The organism is Streptomyces sp. NPDC005004 (assembly GCF_053600675.1).
This window is the reverse complement of record NZ_JBSGAH010000024.1, coordinates 53,444-71,021: the sequence shown is the minus strand read 5'-3', so window position 1 is coordinate 71,021 and position 17,578 is coordinate 53,444. Positions and strand designations below refer to the sequence as shown.

17 protein-coding genes and 2 riboswitches are annotated in these 17,578 nt (G+C 69.8%); of the genes, 12 read left to right on the top strand and 5 right to left on the bottom strand.

Translation table 11 applies throughout. The features are described 5' to 3' along the window. Positions 1 to 17: 17 nt before the first annotated feature. From ACWEEU_RS27185 to ACWEEU_RS27170, 4 genes are all read left to right on the top strand, one after another. Positions 18 to 626, top strand: coding sequence for an ATP-binding protein (locus ACWEEU_RS27185; protein WP_385746599.1), 609 nt, complete (start codon positions 18 to 20; stop codon positions 624 to 626). 70 nt (positions 627 to 696) lie between these two features. After that, a complete protein-coding gene (locus ACWEEU_RS27180; RefSeq protein WP_385746601.1) occupies positions 697 to 1,608 on the top strand; it encodes a helix-turn-helix domain-containing protein in 912 nt (303 codons plus the stop codon). Positions 1,609 to 1,668: 60 nt separating this feature from the next. Then, positions 1,669 to 1,881, top strand: a complete 213-nt coding sequence (locus ACWEEU_RS27175) for an EF-hand domain-containing protein (RefSeq protein WP_199585449.1) — start codon at positions 1,669 to 1,671, stop codon at positions 1,879 to 1,881. 153 nt (positions 1,882 to 2,034) lie between these two features. Then, a complete protein-coding gene (locus ACWEEU_RS27170) occupies positions 2,035 to 2,697 on the top strand; it encodes an NADPH-dependent F420 reductase (RefSeq protein WP_451735614.1) in 663 nt (220 codons plus the stop codon). Between the two features lie 36 nt (positions 2,698 to 2,733). On the opposite strand, the gene ACWEEU_RS27165 is transcribed toward ACWEEU_RS27170, so the two are convergent. The 5 genes from ACWEEU_RS27165 to gcvT form a co-directional block, all read right to left on the bottom strand. After that, positions 2,734 to 3,294 carry a glycoside hydrolase family 25 protein gene (locus ACWEEU_RS27165; protein ID WP_385746606.1) on the bottom strand — a complete coding sequence of 187 codons (561 nt, stop codon included), beginning with the start codon at positions 3,292 to 3,294 and terminating at the stop codon, positions 2,734 to 2,736. Positions 3,295 to 3,652: 358 nt separating this feature from the next. Beyond that, on the bottom strand, positions 3,653 to 5,020 hold the full coding sequence (locus ACWEEU_RS27160) for an L-serine ammonia-lyase (RefSeq protein ID WP_451735612.1): 1,368 nt from the start codon (positions 5,018 to 5,020) through the stop codon (positions 3,653 to 3,655). 102 nt (positions 5,021 to 5,122) lie between these two features. Further along, positions 5,123 to 6,391, bottom strand: a complete 1,269-nt coding sequence (glyA, locus tag ACWEEU_RS27155; RefSeq protein ID WP_385746610.1) for a serine hydroxymethyltransferase — start codon at positions 6,389 to 6,391, stop codon at positions 5,123 to 5,125. 14 nt (positions 6,392 to 6,405) lie between these two features. Next, positions 6,406 to 6,783 (bottom strand): glycine cleavage system protein GcvH, encoded by a 378-nt coding sequence (gcvH, locus tag ACWEEU_RS27150; protein WP_385746611.1) that lies wholly within the window; start codon positions 6,781 to 6,783, stop codon positions 6,406 to 6,408. A gap of 125 nt (positions 6,784 to 6,908) precedes the next feature. Beyond that, a complete protein-coding gene (gene gcvT / locus ACWEEU_RS27145) occupies positions 6,909 to 8,039 on the bottom strand; it encodes a glycine cleavage system aminomethyltransferase GcvT (protein ID WP_451735609.1) in 1,131 nt (376 codons plus the stop codon). Positions 8,040 to 8,084: 45 nt separating this feature from the next. Next, a riboswitch (glycine riboswitch) is annotated at positions 8,085 to 8,192 on the bottom strand. Further along, positions 8,193 to 8,291: riboswitch (glycine riboswitch) on the bottom strand. 177 nt (positions 8,292 to 8,468) lie between these two features. Here gcvT and ACWEEU_RS27140 point away from each other — a divergent pair. From ACWEEU_RS27140 to ACWEEU_RS27105, 8 genes are all read left to right on the top strand, one after another. Beyond that, positions 8,469 to 9,134, top strand: a complete 666-nt coding sequence (locus ACWEEU_RS27140; RefSeq protein ID WP_385746616.1) for an AAA family ATPase — start codon at positions 8,469 to 8,471, stop codon at positions 9,132 to 9,134. A gap of 65 nt (positions 9,135 to 9,199) precedes the next feature. After that, positions 9,200 to 9,991: an enhanced serine sensitivity protein SseB gene (locus ACWEEU_RS27135; protein ID WP_385746619.1), complete on the top strand. Its 792-nt coding sequence runs from the start codon at positions 9,200 to 9,202 to the stop codon at positions 9,989 to 9,991. 97 nt (positions 9,992 to 10,088) lie between these two features. After that, the gene (locus ACWEEU_RS27130; RefSeq protein ID WP_385746621.1) at positions 10,089 to 10,907 is read left to right on the top strand and encodes an enhanced serine sensitivity protein SseB C-terminal domain-containing protein; all 819 of its coding nucleotides are present in this window, start codon (positions 10,089 to 10,091) and stop codon (positions 10,905 to 10,907) included. A gap of 353 nt (positions 10,908 to 11,260) precedes the next feature. Further along, the gene (locus ACWEEU_RS27125) at positions 11,261 to 12,259 is read left to right on the top strand and encodes an ABC transporter permease (protein ID WP_385746623.1); all 999 of its coding nucleotides are present in this window, start codon (positions 11,261 to 11,263) and stop codon (positions 12,257 to 12,259) included. 56 nt (positions 12,260 to 12,315) lie between these two features. Further along, positions 12,316 to 14,061 (top strand): ABC transporter substrate-binding protein, encoded by a 1,746-nt coding sequence (locus ACWEEU_RS27120; protein ID WP_385746624.1) that lies wholly within the window; start codon positions 12,316 to 12,318, stop codon positions 14,059 to 14,061. A 71-nt stretch (positions 14,062 to 14,132) separates the two neighbouring features. Continuing rightward, the gene (locus ACWEEU_RS27115) at positions 14,133 to 15,140 is read left to right on the top strand and encodes an ABC transporter permease (RefSeq protein WP_385746626.1); all 1,008 of its coding nucleotides are present in this window, start codon (positions 14,133 to 14,135) and stop codon (positions 15,138 to 15,140) included. Then, on the top strand, positions 15,137 to 16,237 hold the full coding sequence (locus tag ACWEEU_RS27110) for an ABC transporter ATP-binding protein (RefSeq protein ID WP_385746629.1): 1,101 nt from the start codon (positions 15,137 to 15,139) through the stop codon (positions 16,235 to 16,237). The genes ACWEEU_RS27115 and ACWEEU_RS27110 overlap by 4 nt, the downstream gene beginning before the upstream one ends. After that, positions 16,234 to 17,578 (top strand): dipeptide ABC transporter ATP-binding protein (locus tag ACWEEU_RS27105; RefSeq protein WP_451735602.1); only part of this gene is annotated, 1,345 nt, incomplete at its 3' end. The genes ACWEEU_RS27110 and ACWEEU_RS27105, both read left to right, overlap by 4 nt.

Genomic DNA, 17,578 nt, shown 5'->3' with positions numbered 1-17,578 from the left:
TCTCCGCGGAGCCTGTCGTGCCACTGGCATATGCCGGGCGCATGGAGCGCGGCAGGGGCGTACAGGGGGCGTATTCCATCGGAACACCCCCGGAGGCGCCCGATGACGGCCATCATGGGGGCATGGCGGGGCTGGAGGGCATCGAACAGCCACGGGGACACAGCCGTGCGGCCGCGGCACGCTGGTCGCCCGCGGTCGAGGACGAGCGGGCGCTCAAGGCGCTGGAGCTGTTCGGCAATCCGGTCGAGGCGGAGGTCCGGCTTCCGTCCCGCCCCGAGTCCGCCGCCACCGCACGCCGGCTCGTCCAGGTCGTCGTGCTGCGGCACTGGGGGCTGAGCCCCAAGATGACCGAGGACACGGTCTTACTCGTCTCCGAACTCGTGGGCAACGCCGTACGGCACACCGGCGCCCGCGTCTTCGGACTCCGGATGCGCCGACGGCGCGGCTCGATCCGCGTCGAGGTACGCGACCCCTCCCGCGGCCTGCCCTGCCTCCTCCCGGTCCGCGAGCTGGACGTCAGCGGCCGCGGTCTCTTCCTCGTCGACAAACTCTCCGACCGCTGGGGCGTGGACCTCCTCCCCCGCGGCAAGACCACCTGGTTCGAGATGCGGCTGGCCGACCGCTGAGCAGGTCCGTCGGCAGCCCTCCCCGCGCCCGCTTGAGTCTCCAGCGGGTGGAGACCGCAGACTCGGCTCCGTGAACGACGACGGCACAGGCTTCCTCACCATCGGCGATCTGGCGCGGGCCACCGGTCTGACCGTACGCACCATCCGGTACTGGTCCGACGAGGGCGCCCTTCCGCCGGTGACCCGCTCCAGCGGCGGTTACCGGCTCTACGACGCCGCCTCGGTGGCCCGGCTGGAGCTGATCCGGACGCTGCGCGAACTGGGACTCGGTCTCGCCGACGTGCGGCAGGTGCTGGCCGGGGAGCGGACGGTGGCGGAGGTCGCCGCCGCCCATGTGGTGGCGCTGGACGCGCAGATCAGATCGCTGAGGGTGACCCGCGCGGTGCTGTCGTCCGTCGCGAGACGAGGTTCGAGCGCGGAGGAGACGACCCTGATGAACAGACTGGCCCGGCTGTCGGCTGCCGAACGACGGCGGATCATGGAGGAGTTCGTGGAGGAGATGTTCCACGGGCTCGACACCGCGGACCCGGATATCCGCACCCGGATGCGCGACAGCGCGATGAGTCTGCCGGACGACCCCACCCCGGAACAGGTGGACGCGTGGGTGGAGTTGGCGGAGCTGGTGCAGGACCCGGAGTTCCGGGCGCAGATGCGGCGGGCGGCGGAGTTCAACGCGGCCGACCGGGGGCAGGGCGCACCGCCCGGCGTGGCCATGTGGTTCGCCCGGCGACTGGTCCAACTCGCGGGCGCCGCACGGGAGAAGGGTATCGACCCGGCGTCCCCCGAGGCCGAGCCGGTGCTGCGGGAACTGCTCGGCGACACCGACCGGGACAAGGTGCTGGAGCGGATGCTCGCCTCGCACAATCCCCGGCTCGCGCGGTACCGCAGGCTGCTCGGCGTCCTCAAGGGAACGCCCGTCTTCGACCACGAAGAGGACTTCGGGTGGGTGGTCGCCGCACTGCGGGCGCGTACGGACGGTTAATCTGACCAGCGTCAGTATGCCGGTACGGCAGCGCACACACGAGGAAAAAGGGGCGGATCGGTGGCCGACATCGAGGAAGCACGCAAGCAGTTCCAGCGGATCGACGCGGACGGTGACGGGTTCATCACCGCGTCGGAGTTCAAGAGCGCCCTCGCTCAGCAGGGCGACTGGAACGTGACCGAGACGGTGGCGGCGGCCATCATCAAGACCCGCGACCTCAACGGCGACAAGGTCCTGTCGTTCGACGAGTTCTGGGCCTACCTGGCCAAGTGACGCGTGTGCGAGAGGGGGCGCCCTGACGGGGCGCCCCTTTTTCGTGTCCGGCCGCCGTCACCCGTTCGCCGTACGGGCCGGAATAGCCCGCCCCGCAGCTCGGTTGTCGCCCACGGCAGAAGAATGCACATGCATGAACCCTGAGAGGTTTTCATGAAGATCGGCATCATCGGCGCGGGCAACATCGGCGGCAACCTCACCCGGCGGCTCACCGCCCTCGGCCACGACGTGTCCGTGGCCAACTCGCGCGGCCCCGAGACGCTCAAGGAGCTGGCCGAGGAGACCGGCGCGACACCCGTACGGGCCGAGGAGGCGGCGAACGGCGCCGAGGTCGTCGTGGTCACCGTCCCGCTCAAGGCGGTCCCGGACCTGCCCGCCGGGCTGCTCGACGGCGCCGCCGAGGGGGCCGCCGTGATCGACACCAACAACTACTACCCGCGTGAGCGCGACGGCCGGATCGCCGGCATCGAGGACGAGGGCATCACCGAGAGCCGCTGGACCGAGCGCCACCTCGGGCGCCCCGTCGTGAAGGCGTTCAACGGCACCTACGCCCAGGACATCCTGGACCGGCCCCGCCCCGCCGGCGACCCGGACCGCCTGGCCCTCCCGGTCGCCGGGGACGACGGGGCCGCCAAGGCGAAGGTCCGCGCGCTCATCGACGAACTCGGCTTCGACACCGTCGACGCGGGCGGCATCGACGACTCCTGGCGCCAGCAGCCCGCCACCCCGGTCTACGGCCTGCGCGAGGGCGTGGACGCGGTCCGCGCCGCCCTGGCGGCCGCCTCCCCGGAGCGCCCGGCGGAGTTCAAGGGCTGACCCCCGCCGGAAGCCGGCAAGGCCGCCCGGTGCCTCCTACGTGCTGAGGTGGGCCCAGGCCACCAGGGCGGCCTTGCTGGAGAAGTCGGCCACGTCCTTGTCGAGCGGCTCGCTGGTGTACTGGTGGAACCGCCACTTGGCCTTGATGCGCGGCTTGCCCGCGCTCACGTAGTCGGCGATCCACAGGCCGTCACCGGCGTACGAGGTCGTGTCCACGTTCAGCCAGTAGTTGCGGTTCGTGTACAGCACGACCCGGTTCTTCGGGCGCAGTTGCTTCAGCTTGCGGATGAACGCGTCCTTCTCCGCGTTGCTGGCGTGGGTGCCGTCACCGGTGGTCTCCCAGTCGACGGCCAGGATGTCCCCGGGCTTGTCCGGCGCCTTCGCCACGAAGTACTCGGCCTGCTCCGTGAGATTGCCGGGCCACAGGAAGTGGTAGAAGCCCACGACCAGACCGGCGTCCCGCGCGGTCTTCGTCTGGGCCGCGAGTCTGGAGTTGACGTACGACCGGCCTTCCGTCGCCTTGATGAACGCGAAGGAGAGCCCGTCGGTGTCGTACGACGAGGACTGGTAGGCGCTGACGTCGATCCCATGGAGCATGAAGAGGTTGTGCCCCCGGGAGGGGCACTCGGAACATGGGACTCCCTTTGTGGTGACGGCGGTTGTGAGCGCGCGGACACGGCGGATCCCCGCTCTGGGCGCCGTCTCCCGCCCCTGGCCTCGGACTTCGCGGGAGGCGTGAAGATCCGGTCCAGGTGGTGACGCGGTACCTCCGCCGCCGATTCGGGACCCCGCCGGCCGACCAGGACGCTCGTGCCCGTGCCGGCCCCCATGGCGAGCAGCCCGATCGCCTCCCTACGGGCGTCCGCCCCGGGTCGGCACGACCCTGGTGCGGACGTACTGCACGGCGCGGCGTCACCGTCACGCCCACGCGCACTGGGGCTGCTGCTGCGCGGCCTCAGCACTCGATGATGTTCACCGCCAGACCGCCCCGCGCCGTCTCCTTGTACTTCACGCTCATGTCCGCCCCCGTCTCCTTCATCGTCTTGATGACCTTGTCGAGGGAGACCATGTGGGCGCCGTCGCCGCGCATGGCCATCTTGGCGGCGGTGACCGCCTTCACCGCGGCCATGCCGTTGCGCTCGATGCAGGGGATCTGGACCAGGCCGCCGACCGGGTCGCAGGTGAGGCCGAGGTTGTGTTCCATGCCGATCTCGGCGGCGTTCTCGACCTGCTCGGGGGAGCCGCCGAGGACCTCGGCCAGCGCGCCCGCCGCCATGGAGCAGGCGGAGCCGACCTCGCCCTGGCAGCCGACCTCGGCGCCGGAGATGGAGGCGTTCTCCTTGAAGAGCATGCCGATCGCGCCCGCCGCCAGGAGGAAGCGGATCACGCCCTCCTCGTCGGCGCCGGGCACGAAGTTGACGTAGTAGTGCAGCACCGCCGGGATGATGCCGGCCGCGCCGTTGGTGGGGGCGGTGACCACGCGGCCGCCCGCCGCGTTCTCCTCGTTGACCGCCATCGCGTAGAGGGTGATCCACTCCATGGCGTGCGCGAGCGGGTTGCCCTCGGCGCGCAGCTGACGGGCGGAGACGGCGGCGCGGCGGCGGACGCGCAGGCCGCCCGGGAGGATGCCCTCGCGGGACATGCCCCGGCGCACGCACTCGCGCATGACCTGCCAGATCTCCAGCAGACCCTCGCGGATCTCCTCCTCCGTGCGCCAGGCCCGCTCGTTCTCCAGCATCAGGGAGGAGATCGACAGGCCCGTCTCCTTGGTCAGACGCAGCAGCTCGTCGCCCGTGCGGAAGGGGTACTTCAGCACCGTGTCGTCCAGCACGATGCGGTCCGCGCCCACCGCCTCCTCGTCCACGACGAAGCCGCCGCCGACCGAGTAGTACGTCTTGGTGAGCAGCTCGGCGCCCGAGGCGTCGTACGCCCACAGGGTCATGCCGTTGGCGTGGTAGGGCAGGGCCTTGCGGCGGTGCAGGAGCAGGTCGTCGTCGAAGGAGAACGGGATCTCGCGCTCGCCGAGCAGGCTGAGGCGACCCGCCTTCTTGATCCCCTCCACCCGGTCGTCCGCGCCCTCCACGTCCACCGTGCGCGGGGAGGCGCCCTCCAGGCCGAGCAGGACCGCCTTCGGGGTGCCGTGGCCGTGGCCGGTCGCGCCGAGCGAGCCGTACAGCTCGCAGCGCACGGCGGCGACGGAGTCCAGCAGACCCTCGTTGCGCAGGCGGCGGGCGAACATGCGTGCCGCGCGCATCGGGCCCACCGTGTGGGAGCTGGACGGGCCGATGCCGATCGAGAATAGGTCGAAGACCGAGACGGCCACGGTGACTCCTCAATGACGAACAAGTACAAAAGTGATGCTGACAGAGCACGGGTGCCCCGCCCACGGGACGGTGGGCGGGGCACCCAAGTGAACTTCGGGGTACTACTCGCCCAGCGTGGGGTACAGCGGGTGCTTGTCGGCCAGCGCCCGCACCCGGCCGCGCAGCGCCTCGACGTCGTACGACGGCTTCAGCGCCTCCGCGATCACGTCCGCGACCTCGGCGAAGTCCTCGGCCGTGAAGCCGCGGGTCGCCAGCGCCGGCGTGCCGATCCGCAGACCCGAGGTGACCATCGGGGGCCGCGGGTCGTTCGGGACGGCGTTGCGGTTGACCGTGATGCCCACCTCGTGGAGGCGGTCCTCGGCCTGCTGCCCGTCCAGCTCCGACTCACGCAGATCCACCAGGATCAGGTGCACGTCGGTGCCGCCGGAGAGCACGTTCACCCCGGCCGCGCGGGCGTCCGGCGCGGTCAGCCGCTCGGCGAGGATACGGGCACCCTCCACCGTACGACGCTGCCGCTCCTTGAACTCCTCCGAGGCGGCGACCTTGAAGGAGACCGCCTTCGCCGCGATCACGTGCTCCAGCGGGCCGCCCTGGAAACCGGGGAAGACCGAGGAGTTCAGCTTCTTGGCGAAGTCCTTCTTGGCGAGGATGATGCCGCCGCGCGGACCGCCGAGCGTCTTGTGCGTGGTGGAGGTCACCACGTCCGCGTACTCGACCGGGTTCGGGTGCAGCCCCGCCGCGACCAGACCGGCGAAGTGCGCCATGTCGACCCACAGGTGGGCCCCGGTCTCGTCCGCGATCCGCCGGAACTCCGCGAAGTCGAGCTGCCGCGGGTACGCCGACCAGCCCGCGATGATCACCTTCGGGCGGTGCTCCTTGGCGAGGCGCTCGACCTCGGCCATGTCGACCAGTCCGGTCTCCTCGTCCACGTGGTAGGCGACCACGTCGAACTGCTTGCCGGAGAAGTTCAGCCGCATCCCGTGGGTGAGGTGGCCGCCGTGCGCGAGGTCCAGACCCAGGATGGTGTCCCCGGGCTGGGCCAGCGCGAACAGCGCCGCCTGGTTCGCGGAGGCGCCCGAGTGCGGCTGCACGTTGGCGTACTCGGCGCCGAACAGCTCCTTCACCCGGTCGATGGCGATCTGCTCGGCCACGTCCACGTGCTCGCAGCCGCCGTAGTAGCGGCGGCCCGGGTAGCCCTCGGCGTACTTGTTGGTCAGGACGGAGCCCTGCGCCTCCATCACCGCGAGCGGCGCGAAGTTCTCGGAGGCGATCATCTCGAGGGTGGACTGCTGGCGGCGCAGCTCGGCGTCGACCGCGGCGGCGACCTCGGGGTCCAGCTCGTGCAGGGGCGTGTTCAGGACGTCAGTCATACGGCTCCGGCTCCTCAGCCTGCGGTGTAGGCGGTGTACTCGTCGGCGGAGAGCAGCTCCTCGGGCTTCTCCGCGGCGCGCACCTTGAACAGCCAGCCGCCCTCGAAGGGCGCGGAGTTCACCAGGGACGGGTCGTCGACGACGTCCTGGTTGATCTCCGTGATCTCACCGGTGACCGGCGAGTACAGCTCCGAGACCGACTTGGTGGACTCCAGCTCGCCACAGGACTCGCCCGCGGTCACCGTGTCGCCGACCTCGGGGAGCTGGACGAAGACCACGTCGCCGAGCGCGTTGGCCGCGTGCTCGGTGATGCCGACCGTCGAGACGCCGTCCTCGGCGTCCGACAGCCACTCGTGCTCCTTGGTGTAGCTCAGCTTCTGCGGGTTGCTCATGACCTGAATTCTCCTGTACGCGAGGGCGTGCTGGACGGACGAAGGGGACGTAAACCGCTGATGAGCGGGGAAAATGTGCGCAGGGTCACGCCGAAGCGGCAGCGAGGACGCGCGGCGCCCTGTGGCTACTTCTGGCGCTTGTAGAACGGCAGCGCCACGACCCGGTACGGCTCGTGGCTGCCCCGGATGTCCACGCCGACGCCCTCGGTGCCCGGCGCCGCGTGCGCCGCGTCCACGTAGGCGATGGCGATCGGGCTGCCCAGGGTGGGGGAGGGGGCGCCGGAGGTGACCTCGCCGATCACCTCGCCGCCCGCGACGACGGCGTACCCGGCGCGCGGCACCCGGCGGCCCTCGGCGATCAGGCCGACCAGGACGCGCGGCGGGTTCTGCTCGGCGCGCTCAGCGGCCTCGCTCAGCGCGGCGCGGCCCACGAAGTCGCCGTCCTTGCCGAACTTCACGACCCGGCCGAGACCGGCGTCGAACGGGGTCAGCTCGCGGGTCAGCTCGTGCCCGTACAGCGGCATACCCGCCTCGAGGCGCAGGGTGTCGCGGCAGGACAGACCGCAGGCGACCAGACCGGACGCCTCGCCCGCCTTGGTCAGCGCCTGCCACAGCTCGACCGCGTGCACCGGCTTCACGAACAGCTCGAAGCCGTCCTCGCCGGTGTAGCCGGTGCGGGCGATCAGCGCGGGGACGCCCGCGACGGTGCCGGGGAGCCCGGCGTAGTACTTGAGGTTGTCGAGGTCGGCGTCGGTGAGCGACTTGAGGATCGCGGGGGACTCCGGGCCCTGGACGGCGAGCAGCGCGTAGGCGTCGCGGTCGTCGCGGACCTCGGCGTCGAAGCCCGCCGCGCGCTCGGTCAGCGCGTCGAGGACGACCTGGGCGTTGGAGGCGTTGGCCACGACCATGTATTCGGAAGAAGCCTCGGTCTCGCCGAGCCGATAGACGATCAGGTCGTCCAGGATGCCGCCGTCGGCCTGGCAGATCATGGTGTAGCGGGCGCGGCCGAGACCCACCGAGGCGATGTCGCCGACCAGCGCGTAGTTCAGCAGCGCTGCCGCGTCGGGGCCGGTCACGGTGATCTCGCCCATGTGCGAGAGGTCGAAGAGACCGGCCCGGGTGCGCACCGCCAGGTGCTCGTCGCGCTCGGAGCCGTAGCGCAGGGGCATGTCCCAGCCGGCGAAGTCGGTCATGGTGGCGCCGAGCGCGCGGTGCACGGCGTCGAGCGCGGTGTGACGGAGTTCGGTGCTGCTCATCGGTCGGTCGTCTCCCAGGGCAACGGGGGATGGGGCGAGGAACGTTCCTCCCCATCTGTCATCGGAACCTGAGAGGTTCGCCATGACCCGCACGGTCACGGTTTGCACCTTGGGTGGAGCCACTGACGGCAGCGGCCCGCTTTTCAGATGTGCCTCGCCCGCGCGGTAACGGGGCCTGAGAGATTCAAGGGAGGGACTTGCTCCTTCGGCGCCCCGGCGACGTACTGCCAGGGACTCTCCCGCGCGGATTCAAGCGGCCGGTATGCAGTTGGCGGCCACATCATCGCACGGCGATCGCCGCCGCTGAAGGGGCGGCCGCCTGTGACCGGACCGTGGCAGGACGGACACGGAACCACCGACTTCCCGCATTACCTTCTCTTTACATGGGATGGGCAAGGGATTACCGAACCCAAGGGGAGGACGATCTCGGTGAACAGGACTCCGGCGTACGCCGCCACCGGCCTGGCGGTGCCGCGCCAGCCCTCCGCCCCGGCACGGGAACGCCGGGCCGCCGCCCGCCCCGCCCCCCTCGTACGCGACCTGCGCGAGTGCCCCGGCGGCACGCCTCGCGAGCTGCGCTTCGGCCCCCGCGACCTGGTGGTCGTCACCGGGCTGCCCGGCAGCGGCAAGTCCACCCTCATGCACCGCGTCGTCCCCGGCCGCCGCATCGACTCCCAGGACACCCGCGACCGCTGGCAGACCCGGCTGCCCGCCCTGCCGTACGCGCTCTACCGCCCCCTGGTCCGCCTCGCCCACTACGCCGGGCTGCGCCGCGCGCTGGCCACCGGCGAGGGCGTCGTCGTCCACGACTGCGGCACCCAGCCCTGGGTGCGCGCCTGGCTCGCCCACGAGGCCCGGCGCAGGGGCACCGCCCTCCACCTGGTCCTGCTCGACGTCGACGCCGAGGTCGCCCGCCACGGCCAGCGCGAGCGCGGCCGGGGCGTCTCCCGCTACGCCTTCGGACGGCACCGGCACACCACGGCGCGGCTGCTGCGCGCCGTGGAGCGCGGCGAACTGCCCCCGGGCTGCGCCTCGGCGGTGCTGCTGGACCGCGCCTCGGCGGACGGGCTGCGCCGGATCGACTTCGCGGCGTGAGGTCCGCCGCCCGCACCGGTTAGCCTTCTGCACCACAGCATGGTTTCCCGGCAGGCGGTAGGAACATGGACTTCCCGGCGGACTTTCCCGCGGACTTCCCGGCACAGGCGCACCCCCATCCGCACGGCGGGTGGCCCGGCAACGAGTTGGAGGAGGTGCTCTCGGCCTCCCTCGGCGTGCCCTCGGCGGGCGCCCGGATCGTCGAGGTCCTCTCCCGCAGCTTCGTGTGGATACCGCTGCCCAACGGCGGTGGCCCGCAGAGCGGTTCGCTCGACCTGCCCTCCGTGGAGATCGAGGGCCAGGTGTTCATCCCGGTCTTCAGCTCCGAGGAGCAGTTCCGCCAGTCGCCGGGCGCCCACCTCTCCTTCACCGTCGCCCCGGCCGTGGAATTCGCGCGCGGGCTGCCGCCGCAGGCGGGCATCGTGCTCAACCCCGGTGGCGTGGTGGGCGTTCCGCTGCCGCCCGAGGCGGTCGCCGAGCTGTGCCGGGCCGACCGCACGGCGCTCGACGGTCCGGCGGGCGGCGCCCGGGTCCGGCTCTTCGAGCCCGACTGGCAGGAGGACCCGGTGGACTTCCTCGCCGCCGCCTCGGCCGAGTTCGCGGGCACGGGCGTCGTCGTCACGGCCCGCCGCTGCCTCGCCGCCATCGAGACGGCCGATCCGGTCCTCTTCATCGGCGTCGAACTCTCCCAGTGGGAGGGCGACTTGCGCGCCCTGCCGTTGGAGGCGCTGGAGCGCGCCCTCGCTCAGTCCCCGGCGCCCTGGCCCGTCAACCTCGTCCTCCTGGACGTGGCGCAGGACCCGGTGGGCGACTGGCTGAAGACGAACGTGCGCCCCTTCTACCAGTACGGCAACTAGCCATCGGTACGGCAAGCAGTCCTCCATGGGGATCACGGCGATCGCCGCTTAAGCTGTCCTCCACACTGGGGCAAGAATCGAAGGGGCGGTAAGACAGGTGAGCGCGAGCCCGAGCGCCGGCGTCGAACACACACTCCGCCAGGTCACCCCCGGGCGTTACGACGCCTACGAGGCACTGCTGCGCGCCCTCGCCACCCCCTCGACCGGGCAGATCTGGATGCTGCTCTGGCACGGCCAGGCCGGCTCCCCGGACGCGCAGTACGGGAACATGGAGGTCGACGGCTTCGGCTACGCCCCCTGTGTGACCTCCGCGCAGGAGCTGTCCGCCAGCGGCTGGAGCCGGTCGTACGAGGTGGCCGAGGGACTCGACGTGGCCCGCACCCTCTACCCCGACCACTACGGTCTCTGGCTCAACCCGCACGCCCCCGGCGGCGGCGTCGGCATCCCCTGGCTGGACCTGCGCCGCATCGCCACGGGCCTGGACCGCCAGCCCGCGGGCCCCCTCAGCCTGTCCGAACCCGCCATCGAGGTGCCGGCGTTCTACGCCCTGCTCGCACAGAACGCCCACCGCACCCCCGCCCTGCGCTCGCTGCGCCGCGCCTGGGTGCAGCCCGCGCTCGGCGCGCCGTACCTCGCCATCGGCCTGGACGTGTACGAGACGACCCCGGCGGCGGTCGACTCGGTGCGGGCGATGATGCAGCAGTCGATCGGCGCGGTCCCCGACGGGCTGCCCGTCTCCACCGTCGCGATGACCGACGACTACGACCCGGTCGTGATGTGGATGCGGGCGAACGCGCGCCCCTTCTACGACCGCGAGGCGCACGTGGTCGGCGCGCAGCCCCAACTCCCGCCGTCCGTACGCCCTCAGGCACCCACCGCTGGCTACGGCTACCCACCCGTGCGCGGCAGTTACTGATCAACAGGCCCTCTCCGGAGGGCCTTTGGTTTTCCGCGAGCAAAGTTTGCGCAGTGGAAGGGCAAGGCGCCCGAGCGGCGGCGCCGTTCCATCCCAACCGCGTGGAATTGCCAGTCTGTCCCAACTGGCCACCATTCGGAGATGGTTACCCGCGGATCCGGTAACGGAAACCCCCTTCGGTGGATCACGGTTGCGCATCCTTTCCCCGTCAGGGCTGGCGGGTGATCGCGACGACGCTGAAGACTCCCGAATAGAACACGAGGTGGAGACCTTGTGTTCGAGTGCAAGTCGACATAGCCGCAATCCGCGGCAGGCACAGGCCGGTCACCACCGGCGAGAGGGGTCGGGTCACTGTGACCGCACCGATCGAGACCACCGGGGCGGCAGCCGAAGCACAGCCGGAAGCTGTGCTCGACGGCGCCGGCAAGGGGAAGATCGAGGGTCGTTCTCTCGGACAGATCGCCTGGACGCGGTTCAAGAAGGACAAGGCCGCCGTAGCCGGGGCCGTCATCGTCATCCTGCTGGTCGTGCTGGCGGTGCTCGCGCGTCCGCTCCAGGCCGCCTTCGGCCTCGATCCCAATGCCTTCCACCAGGATCTGATCGACGCCAACACCTCGCTGCCCAAGGGTGGTTGGGGCGGCATGAGCATGGAGCACCCGCTGGGTGTGGACCCCAAGTTCGGCCGTGACATCGCGACCCGCATCCTCGAGGGCTCCTGGGTGTCCCTCGTGGTCGCCTTCGGTGCGACGATCCTGTCCAACGTGATCGGCGCCATCCTCGGCGTCGTCGCCGGTTTCTACGGCGGCCGCGTGGACTCGATCATCAGCCGGCTGATGGACACTTTCCTCGCCTTCCCGCTGCTGCTCTTCGCCATCGCGATCTCGGCCACCCTCCAGGGCGGCGCCTTCGGTCTCACCGGCCTGCCGCTGCACCTGAGCGTGCTGATCTTCGTCATCGGCTTCTTCAACTGGCCCTACCTGGGCCGCATCGTGCGCGGCCAGACCCTCGCCCTGCGCGAGCGCGAGTTCGTCGACGCCTCGCGCGGCATGGGCGCCAAGGGCCCGTACATCCTCTTCCGCGAGCTGATGCCGAACCTGGTCGGCCCGATCATCGTCTACTCGACGCTGCTCATCCCGACCAACATCCTCTTCGAGGCATCGCTGAGCTTCCTCGGTGTCGGCATCCAGCCCCCGCAGGCGTCCTGGGGCGGCATGCTCCGCGACGCGGTCAACTTCTACGAGGTCGATCCGCAGTACATGATCGTCCCCGGTCTCGCCATCTTCGTGACTGTCCTGGCGTTCAACCTGCTCGGCGACGGTCTCCGCGACGCTCTCGACCCGCGCAGCCGCTGACGTCTGCCGCGGAGAGCCCAACCAAGTTTCCGATTCTGAAGGGGAAAGCGCCCATTATGCGAAGGTCAGCGCTGGCCGCTATCGCGGTCCTCGGGTCCGCGAGCCTGTTCGTCACAGGCTGCAGCAAGGCCGATTCCAACAAGAACGACGCCAAGTCGGCCCCGGCCAACGCCGCGACCAAGGGTGTCGTCAACGCCTCGGACAAGAAGGGCGGGACGGTCACCTACGAACTGTCCGACGTCCCGGACTCGTTCGACCCCGGCAACACGTACTACGCGTACATGTACAACCTCAGCCGGCTGTGGGCCCGCCCGCTCATGACCTTCCAGCCCGCCCCGGGCCAGAAGGGCAACACCCTGGTCCCCGACCTCGCGGCCGGCAAGGGTGTCCCGAGCGACGGCGGCAAGACCTGGACGTACAAGCTGCGTTCGGGCCTGAAGTACCAGGACGGCACGCCGATCACCTCGAAGGACGTCAAGTACGCCGTCGAGCGCTCCAACTTCGCGCGTGACGTGCTCTCCCTCGGCCCGAACTACTTCCAGCAGTACCTGGCCGGCGGCGACAAGTACAAGGGTCCCTACAAGGACAAGAGCGACAAGGGCCTCGCGTCCATCGCCACGCCGGACGACACCACGATCGTCTTCCACCTGAAGCAGGCCTTCCAGGAGTTCGACTACCTGGTCGCCGCGCCGCAGACCGCGCCGGTGCCGAAGGCCAAGGACAACGGTGTCGACTACGTCAAGAACATCGTTTCCTCCGGCTCCTACCAGTTCAAGAGCTACGACGAGGGCAAGCAGGCCGTCCTCGTGCGCAACAAGAACTGGGACGCCAAGACGGACCCGCTGCGCAAGCAGCTCCCGGACCAGATCGTCGTCAAGCTGAAGGTCAACCCGGAGACGATCGACAAGGACGTCCAGGCGGGCAAGGCCATCGAGCTGGCCGGCACCGGCGTCCAGGCCTCCACCCAGGCCCAGGTCCTCTCCGACCCGGACCAGAAGGCCAACACGGACAACACCTTCGGTGGCCGTCTCGTCTACCTGGCGATCAACACCAAGGTCGCCCCGTTCGACAAGGTCGAGTGCCGCAAGGCCGTGGAGTACGCGATCGACAAGGCCTCGGTGCAGACCGCCGAGGGCGGCCCGATCCGCGGTGACATCGCCTCCACCGTCCTGCCCCCCGACATCACCGGCTACCAGAAGGCCGACGCCTACGCGACGGCCGGCAGCAAGGGTGACGCCGCCAAGGCCAAGGAGCAGCTCAAGGCCTGCGGCAAGACGAAGATCAGCACCAACATCTCCGCGCGTTCCGACCGCCAGCAGGAGGTGGACGCGGCCACCGCGATCATCAACTCGCTGAAGAAGGTGGGCATCAACGCCTCCCTGAAGCAGTTCCCGTCGGGCAAGTACTTCACCGACTACGCGGGCGTGCCGAAGTTCACCAAGAAGCAGAACATCGGCCTGATGATGATGCAGTGGGGTGCCGACTGGCCCTCCGGCTACGGCTTCCTGCAGCAGATCCTGAACGGCAAGGCGATCAGCCAGTCGGGTAACACCAACCTGTCGCAGTACGACAACAAGGACGTCAACAAGCTCCTCGGCCAGTCCATCGCGACCCAGGGCGACTCCGAGCGCAACGCCCTGTACGCGCAGATCGACAAGAAGGTCATGGACGACGCGGCCCTGGTTCCGCTGACCTACTTCAAGGTCCTGCTGGCCCGCCCGTACAACAACACCAACCTGGTCTCCACTGCTGCCTTCAGCGGTCAGTACGACTACCTCAACATCGGCTCCAACAAGAAGTAGCAGCCCCGGAAGGCAGGTGAAGGCATTGGTGCCCGCGGGTCTACAGCCCGCGGGCACCAGCGCCGGTCCCCGTGATCTCGTACATCCTCCGCCGGACGTTCGCGGCAGTGATCCTGCTGCTGGTCGTCTCCGCGGTCACCTTCGCCATCTTCTTCCTGCTGCCACGGCTCGCCGGCCAGACAGCGGATCAACTGGCGCAGCAGTACATCGGCAAGAGCCCGTCGAAGGCGGACATCGCCGCGGTCAAGCACAACCTCGGTCTGGATCAGCCTGTCTACATCCAGTACTGGCACTTCATCAAGGGGATCGTGGCCGGCGCGACCTACGACCTCGGCCCCACCACGGTGCGCTGTGCCGCGCCGTGCTTCGGCTACTCCTTCAAGACCCACCAGGCCGTCTGGCCGGAGCTGGTCGACCGTCTTCCGGTCACCCTCTCGCTCGCCGTCGGCGCGGCCGTCCTGTGGCTCGTCTCCGGTGTGATCGCCGGTGTCGTCTCCGCCCTGAAGCCCCGCTCGGTCCTCGACCGCACCTTCATGGGCGTCGCCCTCGCCGGTGTCTCCCTGCCCATGTTCTTCACGGGCAACCTGGCGATCCTGCTCTTCGTCGACACCTGGCCGATCTTCGGTGACACCTACGTGCCGTTCACCGAGAACCCCAGCCAGTGGGCCAACACCCTCTTCCCGGCATGGTGTTCGCTGGCTCTGCTGTACTCGGCCATCTACGCGCGCCTGACCCGTTCGGGCATGTTGGAGACGATGAACGAGGACTTCATCCGCACGGCCCGCGCCAAGGGCCTGCGCGAGCAGCGCGTCGTCTTCCGGCACGGTCTGCGGGCCGCCCTGACGCCGATCATCACCGTGTTCGGCATGGACATCGGCCTGCTCCTGGGCGGTGCGGTGATCACCGAGTACGTGTTCTCGCTGCACGGCATCGGCGAGTACGCGGTGCAGGGCATCACCGACAACGACCTGCCCAAGATCCTCGGCGTCACCATGCTCGCCGCATTCTTCGTCGTGATCGCAAATCTCCTGGTGGACGTGGTGTACGCGGCCGCCGACCCGCGCGTGAGGCTCTCGTGACCGAACTTTCCAAGACCGGCGCCGCCGTGGAGGAGCCCGCCGGCTCCTCGGGCAAGGCCTCCCAGGCGTTCCTGGAGGTCCGTGACCTCAAGGTGCACTTCCCGACCGACGACGGTCTCGTCAAGTCCGTCGACGGGCTCACCTTCTCGCTGGAGAAGGGCAAGACCCTCGCCGTCGTGGGTGAGTCCGGCTCCGGCAAGTCGGTGACCTCGCTGGCGATCATGGGCCTGCACCGGCTCGGCGCGCGCGGCAAGAACGTCCAGATGTCCGGCGAGATCCGTCTCGCCGGCAAGGAACTGGTCTCCGCCTCCCCGGACGAGGTGCGCAAGCTCCGCGGCCGCGAGATGGCGATGATCTTCCAGGACCCGCTGTCCGCGATGCACCCGTACTACACGATCGGCAACCAGATCGTGGAGGCGTACCGGGTCCACCACAAGGTCAGCAAGAAGGTGGCCCGCACGCGCGCCATCGAGATGCTGGACCGCGTGGGCATCCCCGAGCCGGGCAAGCGCGTCGACAGCTACCCGCACGAGTTCTCCGGCGGTATGCGCCAGCGCGCCATGATCGCCATGGCCCTGGTCAACAACCCCGAGCTGCTCATCGCGGACGAGCCGACCACCGCGCTCGACGTGACCGTGCAGGCGCAGATCCTGGACCTGATCCGGGACCTGCAGAAGGAGTTCGGCTCCGCGGTCATGATGATCACCCACGACCTGGGTGTCGTCGCCGAGATCGCGGACGACGTGCTGGTGATGTACGGCGGCCGGTGCGTGGAGCGCGGTCCGGTCGACGAGATCTTCCAGCGGCCGCAGCACCCCTACACCTGGGGCCTGCTCGGCTCGATGCCGCGCATCGACCGGGTGACCGAGGAGCGGCTCATCCCCGTCAAGGGCCAGCCGCCGAGCCTCATCAACATCCCCTCGGGCTGCGCCTTCAACCCGCGCTGCCCGTACGCGGACATCCCCAAGGGGAACGTCACCCGCACCGTGCGCCCCGAGCTGGAGCTGGTGGACTCCGGGCGGCACTGGACCGCCTGCCACCTCTCGGCCGAGGACCGTGAGCGGATCTGGACCGAAGAGATTGCGCCGAAGCTGTGACTGAGACCAAGAAAATCGGCGGGGCCGCGATCCCGCGTCCGGCGGGCTCCGAGGACGGGGCGGCGGACAGCGACGTGCTGCTCCGGGTCGAGGGCCTGACCAAGCACTTCCCGATCAAGAAGGGCATTCTCCAGCGCCAGGTCGGCGCGGTGAAGGCCGTCGACGGGATCGACTTCGAGGTGCGCAAGGGCGAGACCCTGGGCGTCGTCGGCGAGTCGGGCTGCGGCAAGTCGACCATGGGCCGGGTCATCACCCGGCTTCAGGACCCGACCGGCGGCAAGATCACCTTCGAGGGCCAGGACATCACCCGGCTCAGCACGGGACGGATGCGGCCGCTGCGGCGCGACATCCAGATGATCTTCCAGGACCCGTACGGCTCCCTGAACCCCCGTCACACCATCGGATCGATCGTCTCGGCGCCCTTCCGGCTCCAGAACGTCACGCCCGAGGGCGGGGTGAAGAAGGAGGTCCAGCGCCTCCTGGAGCTGGTCGGTCTGAGCCCCGAGCACTACAACCGCTACCCGCACGAGTTCTCCGGCGGTCAGCGCCAGCGCATCGGCATCGCCCGCGCGCTCGCGCTCAAGCCGAAGCTGGTCGTGGCCGACGAGCCGGTCTCCGCGCTGGACGTGTCGATCCAGGCGCAGGTCGTCAACCTCATGGACGACCTCCAGGAGGAACTGGGCCTGACGTACGTGATCATCGCGCACGACCTCTCCGTCGTCCGGCACGTCTCGGACCGGATCGCGGTGATGTACCTCGGCAAGATGGTCGAGCTGGCGGACCGCAACTCGCTGTACGAGTCGCCGATGCACCCGTACACCAAGGCGCTGATGTCGGCGGTGCCGGTGCCGGACACCAACCGCCGGGGCCAGAAGAGCGAGCGCATCCTGCTGCGCGGCGACGTGCCCTCGCCGATCGCGCCGCCGTCGGGCTGCCGGTTCCACACCCGGTGCTGGAAGGCCACGCAGATCTGCAAGACGACCGAGCCGCTGCTCAAGGAGCTGCGTCCCGGTCAGCGGGTCGCCTGCCACCACCCGGAGAACTTCGCCGACCAGGCGCCGCAGGACGTGGTCCTGCTGACCGCGGCGAAGGCGGCCTCGGAGCTCGTACCGGACGCGGTCCTGGAGGAGTCGGCGGAGACGTCGGCGGCTCTGGCTGCGGAGGTCGCGGCGGAGACGTCGGCGGAGACCGCCGAGGAGCCCGTGGCGGAGGCGCCGGCGGAGACCGTCGAGAAGCCCGCGGCGGAGACGTCGGCCAAGACCGTCGAGAAGCCGGCGGTGGAGGCGGAGGCCGTGGCGGAGACGTCGGCGGAGACCGTCGAGGAGCCTGCGGCGGAGACGT